This window comes from Bradyrhizobium sp. T-1, assembly GCF_053592855.1.
In genome coordinates this window covers 145,088-169,372 of sequence record NZ_JBSGOX010000002.1, presented here as the reverse complement: position 1 = coordinate 169,372, position 24,285 = coordinate 145,088, and the positions used below count along the sequence as shown (strand labels likewise).

At 57.0% G+C, this 24,285-nt stretch carries 20 protein-coding genes and 1 pseudogene; 10 read left to right on the top strand and 11 right to left on the bottom strand.

Translation table 11 applies throughout. The annotated features are described in order from the left end of the window. The first annotated feature begins 1,881 nt into the window (after positions 1-1,881). From ACWAT4_RS40160 to ACWAT4_RS40145, 4 genes and pseudogenes are all read left to right on the top strand, one after another. The gene (locus tag ACWAT4_RS40160; protein ID WP_128929708.1) at positions 1,882-4,527 is read left to right on the top strand and encodes a PAS domain-containing protein; all 2,646 of its coding nucleotides are present in this window, start codon (positions 1,882-1,884) and stop codon (positions 4,525-4,527) included. A gap of 1,271 nt (positions 4,528-5,798) precedes the next feature. Next, positions 5,799-6,497 carry a response regulator gene (locus ACWAT4_RS40155; RefSeq protein ID WP_128929709.1) on the top strand — a complete coding sequence of 233 codons (699 nt, stop codon included), beginning with the start codon at positions 5,799-5,801 and terminating at the stop codon, positions 6,495-6,497. Between the two features lie 70 nt (positions 6,498-6,567). Then, positions 6,568-7,958: pseudogene (locus ACWAT4_RS40150) on the top strand (type II and III secretion system protein family protein). 9 nt (positions 7,959-7,967) lie between these two features. Next, positions 7,968-8,600, top strand: a complete 633-nt coding sequence (locus tag ACWAT4_RS40145; protein WP_128929710.1) for a CpaD family pilus assembly lipoprotein — start codon at positions 7,968-7,970, stop codon at positions 8,598-8,600. A 166-nt stretch (positions 8,601-8,766) separates the two neighbouring features. Here the strand turns inward: ACWAT4_RS40145 and ACWAT4_RS40140 are convergent, their stop codons facing one another. The 11 genes from ACWAT4_RS40140 to ACWAT4_RS40090 form a co-directional block, all read right to left on the bottom strand. Next, entirely contained in the window at positions 8,767-9,804 is a 1,038-nt protein-coding gene (locus tag ACWAT4_RS40140; protein ID WP_128929711.1) for an EscU/YscU/HrcU family type III secretion system export apparatus switch protein, read from the bottom strand. After that, positions 9,801-10,616: a type III secretion system export apparatus subunit SctT gene (sctT, locus tag ACWAT4_RS40135; protein WP_128929712.1), complete on the bottom strand. Its 816-nt coding sequence runs from the start codon at positions 10,614-10,616 to the stop codon at positions 9,801-9,803. Before sctT ends, ACWAT4_RS40140 begins: the two co-directional genes overlap by 4 nt. A gap of 263 nt (positions 10,617-10,879) precedes the next feature. Next, positions 10,880-11,155, bottom strand: coding sequence for an EscS/YscS/HrcS family type III secretion system export apparatus protein (locus tag ACWAT4_RS40130; protein WP_128929713.1), 276 nt, complete (start codon positions 11,153-11,155; stop codon positions 10,880-10,882). A gap of 1 nt (position 11,156) precedes the next feature. After that, the gene (gene sctR / locus ACWAT4_RS40125; RefSeq protein WP_128929714.1) at positions 11,157-11,822 is read right to left on the bottom strand and encodes a type III secretion system export apparatus subunit SctR; all 666 of its coding nucleotides are present in this window, start codon (positions 11,820-11,822) and stop codon (positions 11,157-11,159) included. Beyond that, positions 11,815-12,888, bottom strand: a complete 1,074-nt coding sequence (sctQ, locus tag ACWAT4_RS40120) for a type III secretion system cytoplasmic ring protein SctQ (RefSeq protein WP_128929715.1) — start codon at positions 12,886-12,888, stop codon at positions 11,815-11,817. Before sctQ ends, sctR begins: the two co-directional genes overlap by 8 nt. 44 nt (positions 12,889-12,932) lie before the next feature. After that, the gene (locus ACWAT4_RS40115; RefSeq protein WP_128955093.1) at positions 12,933-13,469 is read right to left on the bottom strand and encodes a hypothetical protein; all 537 of its coding nucleotides are present in this window, start codon (positions 13,467-13,469) and stop codon (positions 12,933-12,935) included. Further along, positions 13,445-14,800, bottom strand: coding sequence for a type III secretion system ATPase SctN (gene sctN, locus ACWAT4_RS40110; RefSeq protein ID WP_128929717.1), 1,356 nt, complete (start codon positions 14,798-14,800; stop codon positions 13,445-13,447). The genes ACWAT4_RS40115 and sctN overlap by 25 nt, the downstream gene beginning before the upstream one ends. Next, positions 14,797-15,420: a type III secretion system stator protein SctL gene (sctL, locus tag ACWAT4_RS40105; protein WP_128929718.1), complete on the bottom strand. Its 624-nt coding sequence runs from the start codon at positions 15,418-15,420 to the stop codon at positions 14,797-14,799. The genes sctN and sctL overlap by 4 nt, the downstream gene beginning before the upstream one ends. Then, on the bottom strand, positions 15,417-16,049 hold the full coding sequence (locus ACWAT4_RS40100; protein WP_232995592.1) for a nodulation protein NolU: 633 nt from the start codon (positions 16,047-16,049) through the stop codon (positions 15,417-15,419). Before ACWAT4_RS40100 ends, sctL begins: the two co-directional genes overlap by 4 nt. A gap of 10 nt (positions 16,050-16,059) precedes the next feature. Next, complete coding sequence (gene sctJ, locus ACWAT4_RS40095) at positions 16,060-16,926, bottom strand: type III secretion system inner membrane ring lipoprotein SctJ (protein WP_128929719.1); 867 nt, start codon at positions 16,924-16,926, stop codon at positions 16,060-16,062. Between the two features lie 10 nt (positions 16,927-16,936). Then, the gene (locus ACWAT4_RS40090; protein WP_232995593.1) at positions 16,937-17,452 is read right to left on the bottom strand and encodes a nodulation protein NolB; all 516 of its coding nucleotides are present in this window, start codon (positions 17,450-17,452) and stop codon (positions 16,937-16,939) included. A gap of 207 nt (positions 17,453-17,659) precedes the next feature. Here ACWAT4_RS40090 and ACWAT4_RS40085 point away from each other — a divergent pair, with 207 nt between their 5' ends. From ACWAT4_RS40085 to ACWAT4_RS40060, 6 genes are all read left to right on the top strand, one after another. Beyond that, positions 17,660-18,331, top strand: a complete 672-nt coding sequence (locus ACWAT4_RS40085; RefSeq protein WP_128929720.1) for a nodulation protein NolW — start codon at positions 17,660-17,662, stop codon at positions 18,329-18,331. Positions 18,332-19,046: 715 nt separating this feature from the next. Continuing rightward, on the top strand, positions 19,047-20,840 hold the full coding sequence (locus ACWAT4_RS40080; RefSeq protein WP_128929721.1) for an HrpF/NolX family T3SS translocon protein: 1,794 nt from the start codon (positions 19,047-19,049) through the stop codon (positions 20,838-20,840). Between the two features lie 1,209 nt (positions 20,841-22,049). Beyond that, positions 22,050-22,283, top strand: a complete 234-nt coding sequence (locus ACWAT4_RS40075) for a hypothetical protein (protein WP_128929722.1) — start codon at positions 22,050-22,052, stop codon at positions 22,281-22,283. 106 nt (positions 22,284-22,389) lie between these two features. Then, positions 22,390-23,283: a SctD/MshK family protein gene (locus tag ACWAT4_RS40070; RefSeq protein ID WP_128955094.1), complete on the top strand. Its 894-nt coding sequence runs from the start codon at positions 22,390-22,392 to the stop codon at positions 23,281-23,283. Between the two features lie 32 nt (positions 23,284-23,315). Further along, entirely contained in the window at positions 23,316-23,852 is a 537-nt protein-coding gene (locus ACWAT4_RS40065; RefSeq protein ID WP_128929724.1) for a hypothetical protein, read from the top strand. Positions 23,853-23,854: 2 nt separating this feature from the next. Continuing rightward, the gene (locus ACWAT4_RS40060; protein ID WP_128929725.1) at positions 23,855-24,277 is read left to right on the top strand and encodes a histidine kinase; all 423 of its coding nucleotides are present in this window, start codon (positions 23,855-23,857) and stop codon (positions 24,275-24,277) included. Positions 24,278-24,285: the final 8 nt, after the last annotated feature.

The following is a 24,285-nucleotide window of genomic DNA, read 5'->3' as shown; positions in this document are numbered from 1 at the left end:
TAAACGACGAGGTCGATGATCTTCTATGTCAGCGCCAGGGGACTTACCTAATTCCGCATTGAAGATTAGCCTCTGCATCCGCGCTCGTGCTTGACGCGAGACGATTCATGATCCCGTAAGTCGAGTAACGATACGGAGGTCAGCCGTCGTGCTCTCTTGATCCCTAAATTGCATCCTCTCGACACGACGCCCCACTAGACGCGGCAAGCTCAGAAGCGTGACATTGAGGACACTTGGCGCCACATCGCTCACCTCGTCCACGACATCCAGCCTCGCGAATGCACCTGAATGCATTTCGACAACGCTTGCGAACACCCAAGTGGTCCGGACATAAAGCGCTATGTGACAAACAGAAAGCCGGCCTTAGCGGCTGGTTTCTTGAAGGCGACTAACCAATTTGCATCCAGATTGCTTGTTCTTAGGGTCGCCAGCCCCGATGCTATCCGTTTCCGTTCGGAAGTCTAAAGCCTGGCGCATCTTGACATGGGCACAGCGGACCTTGACGGCTTGATTAGACGAACGGCCACGGCGCTGGCCCCAAGCGCACTTGCGCGGGCCCACAAAAATGTTGGCCAAACCGTCTTCTCCCGCCTATTGCAAGGAGAATACAGCATATCAGTCCACTCGCCTGCTGCGCGCATTCAGCGTCATTAAAATCGGCCTTTGTGAACTTCAGCGCTTGGGCTCCGCCCCTTGCACGACGAACCCGCCCGGCTGCGACATGGCGACGAGGCGCGCCGCCGGCGGAGGAGCTGGCTAGTGACCTATTGTGGGTACCTTGGCTGATAGGCCTCGATCCGATCGAGGCAAGTTGAGAAAGCAGTGCCGCATCTGCGACTTCGCGACATCGCCAAGCCGCCAGCTTTCGCGGATAATGTCGAGGAGGTCTCCATCTTGACAGCGTCGGTCCATTTGCTGGCGCCCCCTTGCGCGAGGCCGTCGGCCGACCATTCTATGGCTCCCTTGGCGCCGACCGTTGGACGGACAATAGCGGCACGTGCCAAGTCAAGCGGCTGGCGTCCAACGCTCGGCTACCCCTCCTGTGCAACTCGAGCTGTCTGCACGCGTACACATCTTAGAAACGTTGCCAGCTACCTTCCCAAAGGCAGCTACCAATCCCGAGAAGCTCCGGGGTATCGCCGATATAGGAAACGTGAATCAAATTCTGGCCCGAATGAGCGAGCCAATTCAACAAAGGAATTGGACTTCAGTTGGTCGGAGGCATCTAGGCGGTTTGCCTTGAGCAGATCGACAAGACCGAATTAATCTCCATGGCGCTGCCTAAAATTACGGCGAGCGTCAAGGCTTGCAGGTAGACAGCGAGCTATACGGAGAGCAGAAGGGGCGCTGTGGACGAGAACGTTAGGACAGCCACCAGCCTTACAATCGGATGGCTCGAGCACATGACAAACCTGAGGAGAGCGATCCGGATCGAACCGCCGGCACGCTCTCGCGATTGGCTCACACTAGCCCGTCCACCCTCTTCCTCTCCATCAGAAGGAGCCGCTCAAAAGGCTTTCGCCCGGCCCTTTCCGGAACGACACACGGCCTCCTCAAAATCCCTGAGACTCAGCAATGCCCCGCGGCCATCCGTCCACCGTTTGGTTTTGCACTCCTCTGCCACTCGCCGCGGCAATCCAGATTGTAGCATTGCCGCCAACGAGGAGGACCGCTAAAAGCACGATACGCCATTGATTTACTATGTGAGCGTACGATTTCTACCATGTAAGAGAACTATACGAAGGTTTGTAATGCGCCTTTTTTTTTGGCTATGCTGATTTCGGCGGCCGACGTAGAAAGCGCTCAGGAGCGCTTGTCCGGCGGCTCGAACAAATTCCTGCATTTTAATCATCCCGCCAGAAGGGCCGGACGGATACAAGCATGTTTAATTGGCTCATCGCGTTTGGACGTTCATCGGCGCAATTTATTTTGGCTAGCATTACGCTCGCGGCATTGACGCTAGCTTCCTTGTATCTTCATAGCCCTTTCGCAGCCACAGCGCTTGTCTATTTGGTCGTGATTTTGGTGTTTTCGCTGATTGGCACTTTCGTCGCATCGTTGGCGCTTTCCATAGTCGCCGTCAGCGCTTTAATTTACGTCCTCACGTTCAATCCCCAGATCGACGCCCCTCACGAGCTTTTGGTGATTATCGCTTTCCTTACTGCGTCCATCATCGGAACGCGCCTGATCGCAAAACTCCGCTACGAAAAGGAAGCAGCGCGTGAGGTCGCCGCCGAGCTAAGGCACAGCGCGGACGATCTGCGCAACCGAGAGAAACTCTGGCGCGAGATCTTTGAGCATAACCCGGCCATGTACTTCATGGTCAATGAAACCGGAACCGTCCTGAACGTCAATAGTTTCGGCGCGATCCACCTCGGCTATACGCCCGCGGAACTGATCGGCCAATCGGTGTTCAGAGTCTTTCTGAAAGACGATCGCGAGGTCGTTCGCAAATCCATCGAGCGATGCCTTACATATATCGGCCAATCGCGTACATGGGAAATCCAGAAAGTCCGTAGGAACGGCTCGGTGCTGTGGGTGCGCGAGACTGCCAAGGCGATCTTGTGGGCCGACGATAAGCCCATCGTCCTCATTGCCTGCGAAGATATCACCGAACAGAAGCGGACGGTTCTTGCTCTTCAGCGGAGCGAAGCGCATTTGGCTCAGGCGCAAGAATTGAGCCACACAGGCAGCTTTGGCTGGAACGTGGCCACCGGCGAGGTCTTTTGGTCGAAGGAAAGCTTTCGGATATTCCAGTATGATCCAGAGACCAAAGTAACGGCGCAACACGTCATTGACCGCACTCACCCAGAAGACAAGACTTCTGTCCAAGACACTTTGAATCGGGCCCTTCGAGGCGAGCATTTCGAGCACGAATACCGATTGCTGATGCCCGACGGCTCGATAAAGTACATTCACGCGGTGGCACGTGCTACGAGAACCGCGTCCGGGAATATCGAGTTTGTCGGGGCGGCCACGGACGTCACGACAGCAAAGCAGACGGAACAACAACTGCGCCGTAGCGAGGCCTATCTGGTCGACGCGCAGCAGCTCAGTCGCACGAGCACCTGGTCGTGGGACTGCAACCGTCGCTGTTTTGCTTATCGCTCCGCCGAAGTCAGTCGTCTATTTGGCTTTGACCCGGATGAGCCGGTGACCATTGAGGCCATCCGATCGCGGATTCATCCAGACGACTTGCCGCGGCAACAGGAAATCCAACGTCAGGCCATTGAACAAAAAACAGGGAATTTTGAATACGATTTCCGAATCTGTCTTCCCGACGGCGCGATACGACACATACATGCTGTTGCGCACGCCGTGCTGGCAAGCGATGGCTCAACTGTCGAACTCGTCGGAACGCACATGGATGTCACTGAGCAGCACGCAGCCAAACAACAATTGGAAGACACTCTTGCTGCGCTACGCGAGAGCGAGCAGCGCTTTCGTGACTACGCCGCAACTGCTTCTGACTGGTTATGGGAGACCGGGCCGGATCACCGGTACACCTTGTCGGAGCACACCAACGCTACGGACCTCTTGGCAAGAGCGGTCATCGGCCTGCGTTGCTGGGAGATTGCGAGCGACGTTGAAGAAGAGCCCGAGAAGTGGCGGCAGCATGAAATAACGCTAAATGCCCATCTTCCATTTCGCGATCTGGTCTATCGTACCGTGGGGAGGACCAGGTCACCAATCTACTTCCAGAGCAGCGGCAGGCCCTTATTTGATGTAAGCGGCCATTTTCTCGGCTACCGAGGCGTGGCCACTGATATCACGGCGAAAGTTCGCGCCGATCAGGCTGAACAAGGACTGCGAAAGGCACAGGCGGATCTTGCGCATGTGACGCGCCTGACGGCGCTGGGGGAACTAACAGCCTCTATCGCCCACGAAGTGAACCAACCGCTCACGGCCATAATCAGCAACGCCGATGCGTGCCTTGGCTGGCTACGTCGCGAAGCTCCCGACATTTCCGCCGTGCACAGATCCGTAGAGTGGATCATTGATGACGCTATGCGCGCAAGCGAAGTGATTCGCAGGGTCCGCACACTCGCGAGGAACGGTGATATCGAGATGGTAGCGCTAGACATTAATGAGGTTGTGAACGACTCTATCGCGCTGGTAACGCGTGAGCTGATTAACCACCAAGTGACCTTGCGAACTGAGCTAGCACCATCACTTCCCAAAATTCTCGGTGACCGGGTTCAGCTGCAACAAGTAATCATCAATCTGGTGATGAACGGAGTAGAGGCCATGCAAGCTGTTGACGACAGAGCGCGCGAACTGATGATTCAGTCATCCAGAGACAATGAGAGCCGCGTGCAGCTCTCCGTGACTGATAGCGGCGTCGGCATCGCTGAGGGTGATAGGATCCGAGTCTTAGATCCGTTCTTCACCACCAAATCTACCGGCCTTGGAATGGGTCTGTCGATCTGCCGCTCGATCGTAGAAGCTCACGGAGGCCGCCTGTCGATCGTCCAGAAGCAAGAGCCGGGCGCATCCTTTCAATTTGTCCTGCCAGTCGTGTCATGATTGGAATTTGACTAGCCGTGTGAAATCGGGTCGACAAGTACGATCGTGCTTATTGTCGAAAGCTAAACGGCTCGATGCCTCGACGAAACTTTCGCTCGGCATATCTGGATATCGCCGCATTCGGATCGGCTCACGGAATGCTGCAGGGCACACCTTCGGGTCGCATGGCCATCGGGTTCTTGACACCGACTGCTGGGACCGTGAGTTTGTATCTAACCTGGCGAAGTTGAATGTTCACCCCGCATGAACCTCAAACTGAGGAAGGCGAAGCGTTCGATCGGATCGCAACAGAATCGAAGCTGAGCAGACGATCACGACGCCTCGCTGGCAAGCAGCTTTGGCACTGGGCACCACCGGCTCCGATTCAGGGCGCTTTCGCGTGCTTCCCGCTCGACGGCCCGAATGCCGCTTCCGTCCGCAGAAGGATGCACGAGCTGAGCAGCAGACCACTCGTTAGATAGCGAAGCGCTGGCGATTAGCCGCAGTCTCAAGAGCTAACGCTGCGGGTTCCCTAGTCACACCGCCGGCGCCTTCAGGGCCTTGAGTGACGGCCTTAACCGCTTTCCGGCCAGATTCGCCACAAATTCCATCGGTACTTTTTGAAGGGGTCGATCCCTTTCGGGGTGTCAGCCCTAAGAAGCTGAGTTCCTTCAGCAAGCGCGTCGTGCCGCTTCGGCTTGACCGTACAAGCTGATCAGCTTGGACTTGCACGCGTTGCTGTACGAAATCCCCGGCGCCGCGATACGATTATTACGGCTCCTCGATCTGGCCGAAGCGGAAAGAGGACGAGACGTTCGAGGCCCCCTCCTTCAAAGCGTTGAGCCGATGGGACGTCCTGGGCCATAGCGGAACACATTGACGCACAATCGAGCGCCGGCACCCAACCTGCGCGTCAACAGCGACGCCCGATGCTCGCGGTTCTGTTTTTCGACGCGGCAAGCCAACGCATAAGAGCGTTGCTGCTTCCGCTTATTCATCGGCTCGCGGCGAGCTAGGCGCTGACTCTCCGCGCCGCTACGTGCATTCCCTTTGCAACCTATTCGCGGCTTGGATGAACACTATCAAGAAAATTGATTTTTCGATCCTACCTGAAGCCTCGTAAGTCGTATCCGTTCTTTACAAGGAGGACGCAGCTACTCGTGCGGTTCGATTTTCTCTTCAGTCAAATGCTCGACAATTGCAGCTGCTCGACCAGGCGGGGGGATCATCGTAGCTCCGTGCCGACAGTGATGCGCTCAGGCCTCGACACAATCGCACTATAGGCGACCACAATGCGAATCCTACTGGTCGATCAGGACGCCGCCTTCGTGCGAGCCGCCAAGAAAACCCTGTTCGTTCGCGGTTTTGCCGTGGACCTCATCTCTACTCTTGACGAAGCGGAGACCGCGCTGAGTTGTGCCAGCTATCACATTCTCTTGCTCGAGTTGGCTCTGCCGGACGGAAATGGATTGGACTGGTTGAAACAGTTGAGACGTGAAGGATATTCAATGCCTGCCATGATGATGAGCAGCCTGAGCGATCTTGAGACCAGGATCGCGATATTCAATGGTGGCGCCGACGATTTTCTTCCTAAGCCGGTGTCTATCGATGAGCTTATTGCTCGAATGCGCGCCATTTTGCGACGATCGACGCAATTGACGGCACCCGTGATCACCTTCGGGAACTTACATTTCGATCCTATTGGCCGGCAAGTCTCAGTTGACGGTCGGCCACTCAGAATTGCGCGCCGCGAAGTCTGCATTCTCGAACATCTGCTCAGCCGAGCAGGCCGCACCGTGCCGCGAGCGTTGCTAGAGGAAAGCCTCTATGCGTTTGACGATGAAGTCTCGACCAATGCCTTAGAAGTCGGGATCTATCGATTGCGCACACATTTGAGCAAGTCCGGCACAACGCTACGAATCAAAACCGCGCGCGGCGTCGGCTACGCGCTTGAACTGAAGAACGATCCGCTGCCTTGCCGCCACACTTGAAAACGACGCTCAGTTGAAGTTCCCCCTTGATGTTCGCAGCTGCCGATGGCCGACGGCGGTCACCTCAGCTATTCGCTCGCGCCTTCTGTATGTCGTTTGCTCGCTTCCTCTCGTGCTGCCGCCCACTACCGCAGCTCAGATAAAGCGCGACCCTAATCAGGCGTCGCCACGGTCAACAACTGACAGCCTTAGCGGGGTCTTGAATCTTTCCTCCTCTCAGGGCCAGACGATTCATCTTCCGGCGCCGGCGGCCAGCATATTCGTTGCCGACCCAACGATAGCCGACTACCAGGCCCCATCGAATACAACCATCTTCGTCTTTGGAAAACAGTCGGGACGGACCAGCCTATTTGCTTTGAACGACAATGGAGAAGCGTTAGCCGAGTTACGTGTTGTCGTTACCCAGCCTATCGAGGATTTGCGTGCTGCACTAAAGGCTGAGCTCGGGGACCATCCGATCCAAGTCACCTATACGCCACGCGGCGCAATTCTGAGAGGGACAGCACCAAGTGTCGACGTCGTTGAGCGCGCCAAGAAGATTACCGAGCAATTTCTGGGCGCGGGCGCGCTGGTCGTCAACAACATCCAAGTGGCCGGCTCATTGCAAGTGACGCTTAGCGTGCGCGTGGCGGAAGTCTCGCGCAGCGCCGTGAAGGAGCTTGGCATCAACCTCTCTGCATCGGGCCAAAACGGAGCGGTCATTTTCGGGTTTAGCAGTGGCAAGCCTGGCGGTTCCGGTGCGAGCCGGGGTGGCGGCACGGCAAGTGTCGGAGTCGGCGTTGGCAGCACGAACATCAGTGCTGTACTTGACGCCCTCGCCAACGAGCATCTCGCGTCGGTATTGGCGGAGCCAACTCTTACCGCGATGTCCGGCGAATCAGCAAGCTTCCTGGCAGGCGGCGAATTTCCAATTCCGGTCATGCAGGACAATCGTCAACTCTCAGTTCAATTCCGTCAATTCGGAATCAGTCTGGAGTTCGTTCCGACCGTTCTCAGCAACAATCAGATCAATATCCACGTCAAGCCTGAAGTCAGTGAGTTATCCAAAGAAGGTGAAGTCAATATCAACGGAATGTCTCTGCCTGGCCTCTCCACGCGACGTGCCAGTACTGTTGTCGAGCTTGCCAGCGGTCAGAGCTTTGCAATCGGCGGGCTCATAAGACGCAATTTCAACACCGACATCAGCACGTTTCCCGGGTTAGGCGATGTCCCGATCCTTGGTGCACTGTTTCGGTCCTCCTCATTTCAGAAGCAGGAGACGGAGCTTGTCATCGTCGTTACCCCTTACATCGTGCGGCCAGCATCATCTGCCGCCAAGATAAGCGCGCCGACTGACCGCCTCCGGCCGCCATCAGACGGGGGGCGCATTTTAACGAATACGTTGGCGCGTCCCCCGCGAAGCCGCGAGGCTCCCGCACCGAACCAGACGCGACCGGCGGAGCCGGCTTTGTTATCGAATGAGGACCGCTAATGACCTTGCGAAACCTGGGCCACTTGATTGCCGTAGCGGCAACCGTAGGCGGATGCACACATAATGCTGCGATCTATTCTGAGCCGACTGATCAAGCGATTCAAGTGGAGCAGAAGACCAGTATCTTGCGACTACAGAGCCTTCGTCGCGCCGAGAGGTATGGTCTGCGTAATTTCATTGCGAACGCCAGCCGCGGTCGGCGGGATGCACTCCATCTGGACGTCAGTGGTTCGCCCCGGCTCATTACGCAGGTGGCTCATGAGGCCCGCGAGATGGGCGTTCCCGCCTATAATATTCGCCGGTCCGCTTCCCCCGTAGATCTGCCCAGCCATTTCGGTGTCCAAATCGAGGCGATCATTTACGAAGCACGTCCTCCGCTCTGTCCATCCCTTTCAATCATCGGCCCTTCAGTAGACGACAATTCTTTCAATCCAACGCTCGGCTGTTCGATCCGCAATAACCTCGCGGTCACGGTCAACGATCCCGGCGACTTGCTCGAGAACAGAGCTATCTTGCCAACCAGTGGTGACCGTGCGGTGCTTCCGCTTACCGCACGGGGAGGTCTCGCCGCAGGCAACAAGAGCCACTTGGAAAGTGACACTCATAATCGCATTGCGTCAGAAGCCCAATGAGCACTCTCAATGGCTGAGCGGCAAGAGCATTGGCGATACTCTGGCGGCCAACTTCCGCAGACGCCACGATCTGCTTCCGCCTTTCCAGACGACGTGACTTACAGATCAAGTAGCGACTGGACGTCTTTGACTAACACGCCCGAATGCATCGCATTGCCGCGCCAAGCTAGACCAGGCCAGCGGCAAAGACTGCCTTTGCAACCCCCTCGAAACAGTCCTTCGGAACGGCCTTGCCCATTATTCCCTTTCGGATCAGCTGACGCGCCAAAGCAGGTTCCTGAATAATGCTCAGATGCAGCGCCCTCGCCTGATCAAACAACTGTGAAGCAAGTTCGTCCTCACCGCGGCATACCAAAACCGGCACTCCGGTCTGTCCACGAACGTAGCGCAGTCCAACTAACATCGCGGGGCCCGTCAGTATCAATGTGGCCCGATTGACTCCGAGCGGCGGCTCACTCGCCGATTCCCGACGAAGCCGGCGGTGTTCGCCCTTTACATGTGGGTTGCCTTCCTGCTCCTTAGACTCGCGCTTCGCTTCACTCTCCGTCATGCGCATGTCACGCAAGAATAGCCAGCGCTGAATTAGCAGGTCGGTCAAGCCGCCGATCAGAAACGCCCCAGCAGCAATTTCAATTAAGAATTTGACCTCTTTGAATACAAAGCTGAAACAACCCAAACCGCAGACAGGCAGGTACACCAGCGCCTTCCAACTTGCGAGTGAGGTGAAAAACAGCGTTACGCCGAGAAGGAACACTTTGATCAACGACTTACCAAGCTCGACAAGCGACTTCTGAGAGACAATCCGTTTGAGCCCTTTGATTGGATCCAATTTCTTAAGGCTTGGTTTCAGCGGCTCCACGGAGAACGTCAGCCCACCAGCAGCCAAGACACTGGCTAGAATGCCTGCAGCCACGGCCGCTCCAATGATTGGGGCAACGCTCGTCAACGAAAGTTCGATCAATCCGACCAGTGCCTGCTGGACCGCACTGTTGAAGGGCTGCCCCTGCAGCTTGTCGACGAGCCGCACCCCCTCACGCCATACGCCCTCGATCGCGCCCGCTCGGAAACATAGACAGCCGAATGCGGCGCAAATGCTAAGCGCGCTCACAAAATCGGCGCTGCGCGGGATCTGTCCCTTCTTACGCGCCTGCCGTAGCTTCTTGGGAGTTGGCGGACGCTTCTTCTCTTCGCTCGAGTCGCTCATTTTAGGAACTTCCCGAGCCACTCCAGCACTCCGTAGGACTGGATAATCTCCGTTCCCATGTATTCCATGAGGAAGACGGTGTAACTCACCATGATGATGCCAAAGGCGGCGTTCTTGATGGTGGGGGAGAGGTCGTTCAGCTTAATTTGCGGCGCAAACCGCCCTAGCAACATGAGGGATATCTCAATCAGGAGCAGCAGAGCCAGCACGGGTCCGGAAAATAGCAGGGCCGTGTGCATGATATGATCGAGAAGCGCTACAACTTCCATTGCCCCTTGCATTGTCAGAGGAGGTAGTAGCCGGTACACGGGCCAGATCAGATAGCTGCCATACAGGCACCGAACCATCGTCTGTAGACCTCCAGACGCAACGAAAATAGTAACCCCAGCAGTTCCGAGAAAGAGACCCGTGGCGGAGGCCTGGCTGCGCGTCGCAGGATCGTCCAACTGGCTTGAAACGCTCCGTTGCGTGTCAATGATGTCGCCAACTGCCTGGATGCTCCATAGCGGTATACTTAGGAACATCCCGAACAGCAGGCCGACGAATATCTCTTTGAGACCGAGGAACGCGACCGCGGCCAGACGGGTGGCCGGATCTAGAGTCTGCAGACCGGCCTTGACATGCGCAAGGCATGGCAGTCCAATCACGATCGTCAAGCTTGTGCGGATCATCCCGCTAATCTGCGGCCGCGTGAATACGGGAAGCACCAACATAATGCCTAAGGCCCGCGCAGCGCTAAGGCCCGCTGCAACGACGAACTCGACAGCACTCTGAATTAGAGCTTGCGCCTCGGTGGGTGACAAAGCATGCATTCGCGGCGCTCGTTGTTCGCCTCAGCTAATCTAACCGGTTCCGCTCGCCGTGCCTTAATGTTTGACGCCAAGGCCGCAAATAGTCGGCGGTGTTCGTTCTAATAGCGCTCAACGAGAGCACCAGCCGCACTGCGAGCCCGCAGGGTAGGCCGTCGATCCCCATACTCTCATGCTCGCTCGACAAACTGGCCAGCCACTTTGGTAATTCACCGGTGATGTCGATGGGCGGTTTTGTCCTCACAAACTCGGCCTTCGGTTCCTCACTAATACCTCGATGTGAGAGAGGGGAACTCCGTGAAGATATGTTTGGCCTGTTCGATAAGCGGCGCACTCAGCACCCGAGAAAACAGAACGAGCACGGCGACGACGACGAGGAGCCTCACGGTTAGGGGCAAGGTTTGATCCTGGAGCTGCGTTGCCGCCTGTATTATGCCAACACCCAAGCCGGCCACGAGAGCTGCTAGGAGCGGTGGCAGAACCCACATCATGAAGAGGACGAGCGATCGGGTCAAATGCGTGAGGATGCTGGTCTCGTCCATATTAACCTCCGGCCGTGGCGTAACTTAACACCAACCCGTGCATGAGCCGCGACCATCCGTCGATCGTGACGAACAGAAAGAGCTTAAAAGGAACAGATATCATTGTGGGCGATACCATTGACATGCCCATGGCCATCAGAATCGTCGTTACAATCAGATCAATCGTGATGAATGGAAGATAGAGAAGGAAGCCGATTTCAAAGGCACGCTTTAATTCCGAGATCAGAAAGGACGGTACAAGAATCGCAAAATCATCCGCTGTAGCGTTTGCCCGCATCTCCTCTGACCAAACATGTTCTGTGGATGACAGGAAGAACGTGCGCTGCTCCTCACTGCTGAACTTTTTCAGGTGAGCGCGCAGCGGCTCGCTTCCCTCCTTAGCGGCTGTCGCCCAGTCATCGAGCGTTTGGTAGTGAAGTTGCGGGGCGGTAACGTGGTTGTAGATCTGCTCCAGCACTGGAGCACCAATGAAGACCGTAAGGATCAATGCAGCGCCATACAGAACGATGTTCGGGGGTATGGATTGGGTTCCGAGCGCGTTGCGCACGAGGAAGAGAACGACGGAAACTTTTATGAATGCCGTCGTCGTGACAACTGCGAACGCCAGCAGACCGAGACCGACCGTCGCTGCAAGAAGTGCAGGAATGCCTGGCTGAATGTCAGTCATTGACCGCCAACCCACCACGTAGCCTGATGGCCAGTTCCTCCCCGACACGCACGATGTCGCCGTGGCCGATCAATCGACCATTGGCAACAATGTCAACCGGACGGTCAACGGGACGGCCAAGTTCAAAGACATGCCCTTCGTTGACGCTCCTCAACGTACCCAGCGGGATAGGCCAACGGCCGCATTCGAACACGAGCGTAATCTCAATGCTGTCGATGTCGGTTTCCGAGGGCAGGGTCGATGGCTGGGTTTGGGGTCGTGTTGTCATATATGCACTCTTGAGAGGGTGGGGTTGCAGGCGGAAGGGTCCCCGCAAGATTAGTCTGTCGCCAGCAATCTCCGCCGGCGCCCACAATTTGTCCGCAGTCAGGATGACCTGACCGCTCGCAAAGGGAATGACGTCCGGCAACAGCGCATCGCCAGTTTGTGCTTGGCGAAGAAGCCCGACGGACACGCGCAGCGAGCTAATCTCGCTGGCAACCATGATGGGCAACTCCGGGGAAAGCTTGCGCATTTCTCGGGGCAATTGGCCAAGCATCTCGCCTAACTTACAGAAGGCAGCCGGAACCGGACCCTCAAGAGACGAGAATAGGAACAGCCGCGCCTTGCCCACGAGCGCCCCGTAGACGATGTCGAGTTCCAGATAAGGACCTTCCATCGTTGCTTCGTCGATGCGGATAATTTGCAAATCCTGCGCTAGCAGATGCTCTACTCGAGTGAACCATGGTTCAAGCGCAAGTTCGAGGACGAAAGAGCGGGCTGGGTCCGAAGGTAACGTAAGGCCATGCTGCACTGTCGAAATCAATGCCTCCGCCAACTGGCGCGGCACCGACAAGACGGCCATTTCGGCTCCGACGCGAAATACACAATCAAGCATCGGCGCGGTCGATTGCTGCGCCTGCCACACAAGCCGGTTAATACATATCGAGACCGGCGTATCGCCAAGGCGGCTCTTCAGAACCGTTCGCCGGGGGGCCATCAAATTGAGGCACGAGACCGCGCTATGCGACAATCTTAGCCGCGGCACGAATCGTGCCGGTTCACCGACCGCATTTTCCGCGCTCATGTTCACGGGGTCGGCAGTTCGCGCCGACATAAGAGAAGCAGCCATTAAATCAAAACGCCAATTGCCTGGCTTCGCGAGCCACTCTGATACCGGAGCAAGACCTCATCGTCCGTTTCGATTTGAGCTGCACACTCCGAGCAAGCGTTGGTCGAGCGCTGCACATCGCACTCAATCTGCTGCCATTTCTGGCTCGCCGCCGAACGCTTGGCCCACACGACCCGCGCCTCAACAACCGCCGCCTGGGCCTGCTGTTGAGCGATGCGCGCTTGCTCAAGCACCTGGCGTGCAGTTGCGATCTCAGCTGTGAGGCGTCCAATGACGAGATGAAGCCTACGGTCGAGTTCGGTGACGCACATCCTGTTAGACGATGCGAGTTCTAAATAAAGTTCAGCTTCGAGGCTTGCGCGGCGTTTCTCGGCGCTGGCGGCATTCTTGGAAGCTTTCTCCATCGCTTTAACCGCAATTTGGCGTTCGGCTTGCGTATTGGATAATTGACGAAGCGCACTTCGCTCCCTCATGTCCTTCACCAGCCGCAATTTCGACGCTTGGCTGGGATTCAGTCGGTAAGACGCGACATCCACGTGATGGCCTCCTCAAAGCTGGACGGTTCATCCTGCCCCTGGCGCAAGAAATTCCGCAAGTCCTCGATCGACGCGATTGCTCGGTCGGTCAGCGGATCGCCCCCTGGCTTGTACTCACCGACCTTGATCAAAAATTCGGCCTCATCATAGCGCGAAAGAAGATCTCGAAAGAAAGAGGCGGCCTTTCGATGTGACACAGAGACGACCGCATCCATCACGCGACTTCGGCTCGACAACACGTCGATGGCCGGAAAATGCTCTCGCGATGCGAGCGCGCGTGAGAGAATGATATGACCATCGAGAATACCGCGCGACTCTTCGGCGATTGGATCGCCTGTCCCGTCACCTTCGACAAGTACGGTATAGAAGGCCGTGATCGAGCCCTGCTCGCCCATACCGGCACGTTCCAACAGAGCCGGCAGCAGCGCAAAGACGGAGGGAGGAAAGCCTCGCCGCGTCGGAGGTTCTCCCGCGGCTAGGCCGATTTCACGCATCGCGCGGCTGAAGCGCGTCAACGAATCCATCATGAGAACGACCCGCTGTCCCTGATCACGAAAGTACTCGGCGAGTGCCGTCGCCGTATGAGCACATTGCGCGCGCTCCATTGCCGACCGGTCGGAGGTCTCAACGACAGCGATCGTCCGATCGATGGCATTGCCAATATGGCGCTCGATGAATTCACGCACCTCACGTCCGCGCTCTCCTATAAGCGCAACGACGGTGACCTCAGCGTCCGCGCCTTTAACAATCTGCGACATCAGCGTCGACTTGCCGCAACCAGCGTCTCCATAGATTCCGATCCGTTGGCCTTCGCCACACGTCAGAAGTCCGTCGAGCACGCGGACGCCGAGCGGAAAAGGCTGCTCGATCCCCCGCCGCCTCATTGGGTTGGGTGCCCTGCCGCGTAGGGGACGAGTGTGGGTCGTCTTTATTGGCCCCTTCCCGTCGAGCGGACGGCCGAAGCTATCGATGACGCGGCCCAGCAAATCGGCACCGACCGCAACTTCCTGCATTCGCCCGGTCGGAACCACTTCCGCACGGCTAGACATGCCTACCATGTCGCCGATTGGCGTGAGCAATACTCCATCCGGCAGCAGACCGACCACCTCCGCATCAAGTGACCATCCCGTACTGTGATCCTGCAATAGGCACAGCTCCCCAACGTGGGCCCCGGGCAGCACGGCATGGACCAAGGTGCCGACGGCTCGGGTGACTCGTCCGCGCACAGCACGCGTATCGACATGCTTTGCCGTAGATTTCAGAGATGATAATGCTGCGTGCACCGCGCCTTCAGCAGCCGCATTGCCATAGCTTGGCCTTTGGGAAGTCATTGTTCGTCCTCCTGAACAGGCGGAGCAAGGGCGAGGCGCAGTGTGCGGAGCTGCGCGGCAAGTCCTAGATCGACATTACCAAACTCACTCCACAAAACGCATTGGTCCGGCGTTAGAGCCGGGTCCGGATCAATTCTGACCTTCGGACGCCCATGCGTTCCATGGAATGACGCGAACTCGCATGTCATGGCATCGACGTTCACAGGAGACACATGAAGGCGCAATTCCGCACCGCCATATCTTTGCTCGATAGCGTGACGAACCGACCTCACTAACATCTCGCCCGGATCGAACGAGCCCACCAAGTCGTTCAGGACCTCAATGACAAGTTGTGGCAGCTCCTGTTCCAGCACGGCTTTTCGCCGCGCCAGCTCAGAAGCAGCTCGAGCAACCAGCCGCGCCATTTCGTCCGAGCCTGTCTTCAGGCCTTCGGAGTGCCCGCGCGCCTGCTCGCGATGATAAGCGTTCCTTGCCCAGTTGCGAACCTGCTGTAGATACCGCTGAGCTAGCGCGCGCGTCTGTACCACATCGCACCAGATCCCAAGTTCCGAGGCTGGTATGACTGGACCCACCGGACGTATCTGCGGGCGTTCTGGCAATGCTGGCTCACCCGCGGTCATGCCGGCCGTGTCTCTGCGGCCAAATGGGTCATCACCAAAGACATCAATTGGCCCGCGGCTTTGTGATGTTCGGCGGCTGGACTCTCCGCGGCAGTCCCGACAGGCAAGCAGAGAAGCACGCGCGTACGGTCGAGTTCTGAGGCTCGCTTGAGGAAAGCGCCAAGGCAGGCATATCCGTCATGTGCAATCCGCTGCGAAAGTTGCTCCGGATCGACAATCAATTGGGTTTCGACGGCGCTGGATACATGTCGGATAGCGAAAGCATGTGCTTCCGCACCAATATTTCCGATCAGTGGAGCAAGATCATGCTTTGACACCAGCTTCAGTACCGAACGGGCATGCCAAATGCCGCCAGCGAGCAATGCCGCACGATGCGGATCATGCCCAAGCAAAGCGCCCCTTCCCCAGCTACTTCCCTTCAAGACCAGTTCACTGCCTAGGAGCAGTTCGACTAGTCTTTCCTGTAGTCTGGGAGTTTTCTGCAGTTGCAGCACTGTAGACGCCGCCAGCGACGCATCAAGACGTTCAGCAAAACGGCTTGGATGGATTATCGCAGCAAGCTCCCGCGGCCGACCGGAATGTTGGTTGAGCAAATGATTTGGTTCGTTGGATGTCATCGTTGCGGACATTGCATTCGGCCTATCTCGCATCGGAGTTCCGCTTTTTGCCAGCGGCTAGGACGGCGGGCATACTCGCCGCTGTGTCAATATTCGGCACTTTCCGCCAGAATTGACCTAGCTGGCGCACACGTGTGCTCAGCAGCACGTAAGATAGAATGCCGACCGCGGCGCCGACACCCCCGACCACGATCGCAAGAAAGGTGGCTGACGTGAACTTGGTCGGGTGGATCGAAGCAGCTGCTGGTGCAGAGAACATCTCATGCTGCGCTCGCTCAACCGGCACGAAAACGACGGCCACCTTGTCGTATGATAGTCCTTCAATGCCATTGGCGACGAGCATCTTGATTTGGGGCAACAAGGCTGAGAGGTTCGCATTGGAACCATGTCGAATGAAGACCGACGCCGAGGACGGGGTCGCATCCTGTCGCAAAAGGTCGTTCTTCGGCAAGACAACATGAACCCGGGCGGAGAGAACCCCATCGATATCATTGATTGTGCGCGACAATTCTTCGCTTAGGGCATAAACGTAACGAGCGCGCTCCTCAACTGGGGACGCAACCAGGCCGGATCCCTTGAACACCTCCCCAAGATTCTTAAACACCTGGCGCGGCAAGCCCTGGCCATTCAGCAGTTCTATCGAAACGGCCAATTGCTTTTCTTCGACCTGAATCGTGCTGCTACCGTCCTTAGCGACAACACGGACTGCATCGACACCCTTACTAAGGAGAAGGGCAAGCATCTCGTTGGCTTCACGCTCCTGAACTTTCGTATAGAGATCGGCCTTGCAGCCGGCTAGCAACAGCACAAGCGGCAATAGGAGAACGGCATGCACCTGCCTTCCAGAAGTCGCGCCGCGACCGATCTTTCTTTGCGCGAAAAGAACCATCAACCGCCGCTCAGCCCGCTGATAGCAGCTTATTCAGAGATGAACCGACGGCGCCAGCACTCTTGGAGATGAGCGAAACCTGAATGACGCCGTTGTAAACATCCCGCAGATTCTGCAACGTCGACTCGAAATTGTCGGCACCTTCTGGTTTTCCGATAACATGGACATCGACTCCGTCCAAGCGCGAGATAGGCCGCGCGGCGGGCCCAAGCTGGACGCTCTTCGAAGGGCCCGGCTCGCCGATCGAAGGGAGTCCGGTCGAAGGATATGGTTTGCCTAAGTGCGCTCCAAAAAGATTCTGCAGAATGCGATCGCCCAGTGGACCTGTCTGCGCGACTGCACGCTGAACCTCCGGTACAGGTGGCGCCAACGCGCTGTCGGCCACCAAAGAGGCGGCGCCTTGTTTCGATGCCGCCTTTGCAAGATGCTCATGAAAGTTGCCCGGCGCCGATGAACACCCCTCGGTGAGACACTCGCCGAGGTTGGCAGAGATCGGCATCGCGCCAAACATCACGGAAGGAATCATTGCTCTCGCGTCTATTAGCTGTCGTTGCCGGGAACGGCTCGGCACCCTAGCGAGCCGAGCTGACCAAAACCTGACGTGGATCAAGAGCTACGTCATCCAAAAATCACGATTGGCTTCCAATTTGCGACGAAGTTCGTCTTCCAACTTTGGAAGAGTACCAGCGCATGACCGCCTGGAATACTCAACCACACCACGAGGCTGCACACGTTGAAGAACATTCTAATTGTTGGTGTTTTCATCTCCTTGAGCGCGGTTAGGGCGCTCGGCGCCACTCTAGAGCTGCCATCCACGCCTTATACTTACACAGTTCTGGATCAGGATCTCGCGGCCGCACTGCAGGAGTTCGGCAACAATTTGAATATTCGAATCAATGTCAGCACCCATGTAAAGGGGCGGATTCGCGGGCGCATGCCGGATCTCGCGCCGCGAGATTTCCTCGAACGCGTGACCACTCTTTATAATCTTCAGTGGTACTATGACGGGCTGGTGCTGTACGTATCCGACGCGCACGAGGCGGAAAGTCGCCTGCTTGTCTTAAACCCGGTCACTTTCGATGCATTCAAGGCGGCACTCGATGCACTCAAAATTTCCGATGAACGCTACGTCGTGAGAGCCGCACCGGAAGATGGACTGGTCTTCGCTTCTGGTCCGCCTCGCTTCATCGCGCTCGTCGACCAAATGCTCAACGGCCTAGTGGCGGAGGCCCAGGCGCGACGAACTCTTACGACAACCGCAAAGCCGGCGCCCGCGTCGGTCTTGATGTTGTTTCGGGGCTCCTCAAGTACGGTTATTCGTGATGGACGACCGGAGGGACCTGTTTTGCCCGAGGCGACGCATCAAGATAACGTGGCTCACGCGCCCGGCCCAAGCCAGAGATGAATTGGACAGCAAAAGTCGCTTACAACGGCGCTCAATGCGGTCGCGGCTTTCTTTGTGAGCATGTTGAAAGCTGATGCTGTCGGCATGAGAGCCCGAGACCTAGACGGTGATGCCTTCAACTGGAAAGGTGGGCAGCATCATTCTTGCGCTGGCTACGGCTTTAGCTCCACTCAACGATCGACGATCTCAACCGTTTGAGTACATTTGCCGGCAAACGGTGACTGATCCCATAATGCTTCATGGCGCTGACGGAGCAGACGCTAACCCTCTCGTAACGGGCCGTAAGCGCGCCCACTCGCCATCGCCAGACGACGCGGCAGTATCATTTAATTTTGTTGCACGAACCCGCGCCGATCTTCCGCGGATTGCAGGCCCGAGTTCCCATTTTTGCCATCTGCCGCGTGAGGACGCGACGGAGTGGCAGACACTTTTGGGGGGATGCGGGTATTGCGCAACACCGCATTCATGTCCGTTCGCGCATTCCGCTGAGCGCCGTCAGCTTCTCGAAAGCTAACTCCCGCTACTATAAAAGGGGGTGAATATCTAGCAGGCAATGAGCCTGTTGATCGGGACCTGAGCACTGGACGCTCACTCAGCCGCCGGGAGCAGCCGCCAGGAGTTGTTGGATCTGCCCATCAACACTTGGTGTTCGTCGCGAACTCGGGCTGCACGGTGTGACAGGACGGTGGCGCAATCTCACAGCACAGGATGTATAATGTCAGTCAACAACCTATCCCTCGCCGCCAACTCGAACGTGGCTTTGTCCGGGCTTGCCCCCGGGCTCACTCCGGCGCAAGAGCTGTCAAGTTTCGAGGCGGTGCTTGCGAGCTACGCCTTAAATGACACGACCGGCGATCATTCCGCACCACAGGATTCGGCCTCGGAGTCGACTAAGAACCTGACGGAGGAGCTCATACAGCTGACGGGGAATATCGTGCCACCCGACGTTAGGGCTGCATTGGACGCAGAAGCGTATAGCCAGCCCCCGCAGTCAACCTCTGCTGCGGCCTCCACTGCGATTGCAGCGGCGCCAGTACCCAGCTCACGGATTACATGGAACAGTGGCACTCTGACTGACACCGAGTTGCAGATTGTGTCGGTGCTGAACCGTCATAAAGATAAATGCCCCCTAGATTGGAAGTCGCTCGTAGATTTGGCGACGGACCCCTCCACACCGCCGGATCTGAAGACGGCGATCGAAGCATTGCAGCAGGATCCGGAGCTCTTCTATGCGATAGGCTCACAAGGCGATGGCCGCTGCGGGGGGACAATCAAGGCAGGAGATCTCTCCGGCTTCTCCGATCATCACTCACAAGTGGCTGCATTCCAGGAGCAGCAGGCGCGGCGCTACGAGCATAACTACGTTCCGTCGGACGGCACCGGAAACGGCCAGCCCTGCGTTATGACCCAGACCGACGCACTGCGTGAGCTCTATCGCTATTCTGATAATTTGCCCAAGAACCTGAGCCTCGCGGATTTCAGGCAGATCGTTGATGGCGAGGCTAAAACGGGTAAATGCCCACCTCAGGTTCTCGCAGCCGCGAGATACTTCCTCAATCATCCAGAGGAATGGAAACAGTTGTATGGCGGCTCGGTAGATAAGGTCCACAAAGAGGACTTCTTGCAGATGGCTTCGTCATCGATGAACCTCACGCATGCCGAGTTGGATACGCTAGGTACGATCAATAAGAACCAAGCGGCTTTTTTCGGGAAGGGTGACCTGACCCGGGAGACGCTCACTAGTATGGTCGATGACAAGAGTCTCGCCCCGGACGTGCGAAAGGCGGCCTCCCAGCTGTTGTCGGATCCTCTCTTGTTCGGATTGCTGAACAACTCGATCACAGGCTACAAGACCCACCACAAGTTCTTCGACTTCGGCGGCGGCCATACGGTCGATTCCGGCAACATCAGCAGTAACGATTTCACCCATTTCTTCAGCAACATGTCCGGCGCGAACCGCACCGCTCACCAATTGAAGCAGCACGCTGTTCAGCCGGCTGCCGACCAGGCGGCCGTCAAGGACATGATGACGGGCGTGGCGGACCAGCCGGACGTCAAGTCACCCAAGAAAAACGGAGGTGCCTTCATGCACGCCTTTGATGAAGTGCTCAAGGTGGGCTCCAACGTGCTTGACTGGGCTGCGACGGCAGTTGGTGTACTCGGCTTCATTCCAGGTTTGGGGGAATTGACCGATCTCGCGTCAATGATACTCGAGAGCGAGGCGCAAGCAGCAAATCTTCTGCACACAGCCATCACAGGCGGCAACATAAAGCAGGCGCTGGAAGAAGCGGGACTCAATCTTGCGGCACAGGCGGTGGGTTGTATCGGCGGCCCGGAGGTCAAACTAGCCATGCGCGAAGGCTTGACGAAGCAGGCAATTCAAGAAGCCGCGACGGCCGGCGTCAACCTTCCGGTCTCGATGGCACAATCTTACGCGGAGGACTATTTGAACTCCCTAAAGGAGCGGATTGAGTCCGCGGACATGCAAGCTGCAGGCGTTTACAGCTAGTCAGAGTGACTTGGGGCTCTCGGCTCACAACTGCGTGGCTAGACGAGCTTGCGCAGCCCTCGTGCGGTTGGGTCTCCACTCCAAACCGGTAGGGGCTCGCAAGCTTTGCCAGCATGTTCGAGCTCCTTACCCACATCCGACGACTTTGCTTCGCCGGTTTTCACCATGGCCCGCTTTATGTTTGGCTGGACTCGACCGGTGCTTCGAGAGCAGCCCCAAATGCGGCACGTCGTCGCAACAGTTCGATAGGCGGCCGTCCGGTTCCAACAGCCGACGCTGAACTTGTCGACTTTCTTAACACCGGGACAGAACGAGATGATGTCGACGAGAAGGCACACGCCGCACTGAGATGCGCAATAGGGCAGAACGAATGAGACCAAGGGCGACCGCTCGAGGCTTGCCCTTTGCCCGCTCAGCGGGAAAGTGCTCGATGACGCTGAGGGCTTAGCAGACTTGGCGGATTTGCCTTGACGCTCTAATCGCTTCAGCACGCTTAACATTCCAGGTCGTGTTTGATCCGATCTAGGCACATCGCCGCCTGCGCTTGGCAGGGAGAAATGTCTTAATGCCTTACCTGATGGAGATGCCGCCGGCGACGGCGAGCGGGACGTTATAGCATCTCGGCCTCAAAGCCTGATGATCAACGAGACCGCCCGATCAACCGGCTTCATAACATGATCGTCTTTCTTGGTGCCAACTGTCTGATCTCCACACGTGGCCGATGCACCAATCACGTCGAATTCGTTAATCCGCCAAAACCGGTTGAATTTCTGAGATCCGTCAGCTTGTCGAAAGCTAATGCTCGCACAGTGAGGAAAGCCACGACGGCATGACCACCTTGACATAGGAGACGCCTTTAATGCGCATTCCGAGTTCAAGCGCCACTGCGCGCGTTGCTCCTGACTTCCATGCTGCTCGTGGTGACAAGAACGGCTCCCGCACACCCGACGACAATGACAATCATGGTCAATCGCCTGGTACAAGCAGCGCTGGAAATGGCACGTCAACTCCGGACAGTAGCTCGCAAGAGGCCGCGTTGCGCCAAGCATTCAACGCCGCTCTCGGAGCCGCGGCTGTCCAAATGGCAAGTAATGCAATGGCTCGTTTCCATGAGGCCATTAGCGAGGAGGATTCCTGACGCCGGATGTTGCGGCGTCGGGAAATAGGAGCCGCCAGGAGCGGCGACACCCGAACACACAGGAGAACAATATGCCTTCTAAAATTGGTGCGACTACTGCCTCGGTCGCAGGGGGGGCCGCTGGCACCGCTACGGCCGCAGTTGGTGCTGCAGCTGCTGAAGTCACCGGAGACGCCGCTTGGCACGCCCAAATCGCCGCTCTGACTGCTGAAACCACCAAAGCGACTGAGAGGGATGTGCAACTTCGCATCGTTTCAACAGAGCTCACGACGATCAAGAAGGTCGCCGACGAGCGGGTGCAGTAACGGAGGAGGTGGGACGACGTCGTCGTTCCACCTTTCTTCGCCTGCGTAAGCTGCAAAGCTCGCAACGAGCCGTACGGCTCTCTCGCTGTTCAGGAGACCGTCGACCGTGAATGAACCACACTCCCTGCATTTCGAGGTGCTGTCGGGGCTTTACTCCGGGCTGACCGGCAAATTGGGCTTTGGATCGAGCCTGATTGGTAGCGACCTGGATGCTGACTTGGTTTTCATCGAACAAGGGCTCGAACGTCATCACTTTCGTATCACCCCCCATCACAATTCGATTGAAATCGAGCCTCTTGCGCCGCAAGTAAGGATAGAGGGACAACGGGCACTTCTCCCGAACGAGCGCGTTGCTGTTTCTCTTCCCGCCGTCATCCATGCGGGCGAGATGTCCATCCGTTGTTCCATAGAGGATTCCAAACAAGCTGGCTCCATCAGCCGCTGGCTCGGATCGACCGCGGTACTCGCCTCTGTCCTGATCAGTTCCGTCGCGGTCGGCGCCGTCTCAACGAGTTTCGTCGAGACGGACAGCGCTGTTGACGTGAACGCCGACTTGCACCGTAACGTCGACGTTGCACCTAAGCTGGCGCCCAACGCTCCTGATGCTCCGACCGCCGAAGCAGCTGCCACACGGCTGCAAGAGGAAGTTGATCGAGCGGGCCTTTTTGATATCAAAGTCCGATCTGAGCCGGGTGTTGTCGCTGCTGACGGTACCGTAACGCGCGCTTCTCTCCCAAAGTGGCGGGAAGTTCAAGAATGGTTCGATCGCGATCGAAAGGACGCATATGTTCTCGTCAATGCAGTCGCCATCAGGGAGGAGAAGACGCCGTCCTCGATTTCCGTCGAAGCCGTTTGGCGAGGAAGTGAGCCATATCTGGTCATCGCTGGTCAAAAGTATTTCGTGGGCGCGCTGTTGAATAACGGATGGACCGTCAATGGGATTGAGGAACGACGTCTGCTGCTGAGCAGGAACGGCCGGCTTGTTGCCCTCCCCTATTAGAGTTTCAGCCCGCGAATAAGGAGGAAAGACTCATGACTAGGCTGTCTGAGCATTCGCTTGAGCCCGGCGCCTCTTTTGAGGAGCTCAAGGTCGACGACAACCCACCTGCTATTACGCCGGCGACTGCTAGAGCCACGGAATCCGCAATCGAGAGAACTCATGCAAATGGTGGCAAGAGCTTCGCGATTTTCCAGGATGATCCCCCGCAAGATCTGCCTGTTGTCTCCGCGATCGTAACCGCACTGGACCTTACCTCTATTGATCCCGTTTCGCGCGTCAATGTCAACGAGGCGCGCGGCGAGATTGGTGAGATCAAGCCAGGCTCAGAACTTGCTTGGCTTAATGGTCCCAGTCTCGCGGACAACCTGCTCTCCTTTGTCACGCCGCGCCTATTTCATTCGCATGTTTTGCGCCCAGAGAAGCAGGGCATTCTTCTCGAGCGTTTGGCCGATACGCTCTCGGCCGCGCCAGAGAGTTCGGTGTCTCGTGAAGACCTCGCGATTGTGCAGTTGGAGCTGCGACGGTTAATTCTGCTCCGGCAGAATGACAACGGTTTAATCAAAGGCTAGCAATGGCCGCGCCTGACGGAGAGCAACACCTCACACCTGCTCCGCCGCCACACTTATCACGTGCCGGTGAGGTTTTGCACATCACAAGAAGGGAGCGTGATTTGCTCTGCGCGCTTTCGTATGTCCATCTTGCCTGCGGTCAGAGCGCACAGAGCCTGGCTCTGTTGCAAATCGTAGCTCACGAACATTCTTACGACGTCGAGCTGCTCCGCATTCTGGTCTACGCTCTGATCTCGGAGGGCCACGGTGACGACGCATTGGCGGCACTGGACAGGTTAGACAAGCTTGACGACGACCCGTCTTCGCGCCTGCCTTTGATGGTCTTGCGCAGTCATGCGCTTCGTCAGGCCGGCCGCATGGCCGAGGCACGCGCACTCTTCAAGAGCTATGTTTCATTGCGGAGCGCTGCTCCAATCAAACAATAACAGGCTTC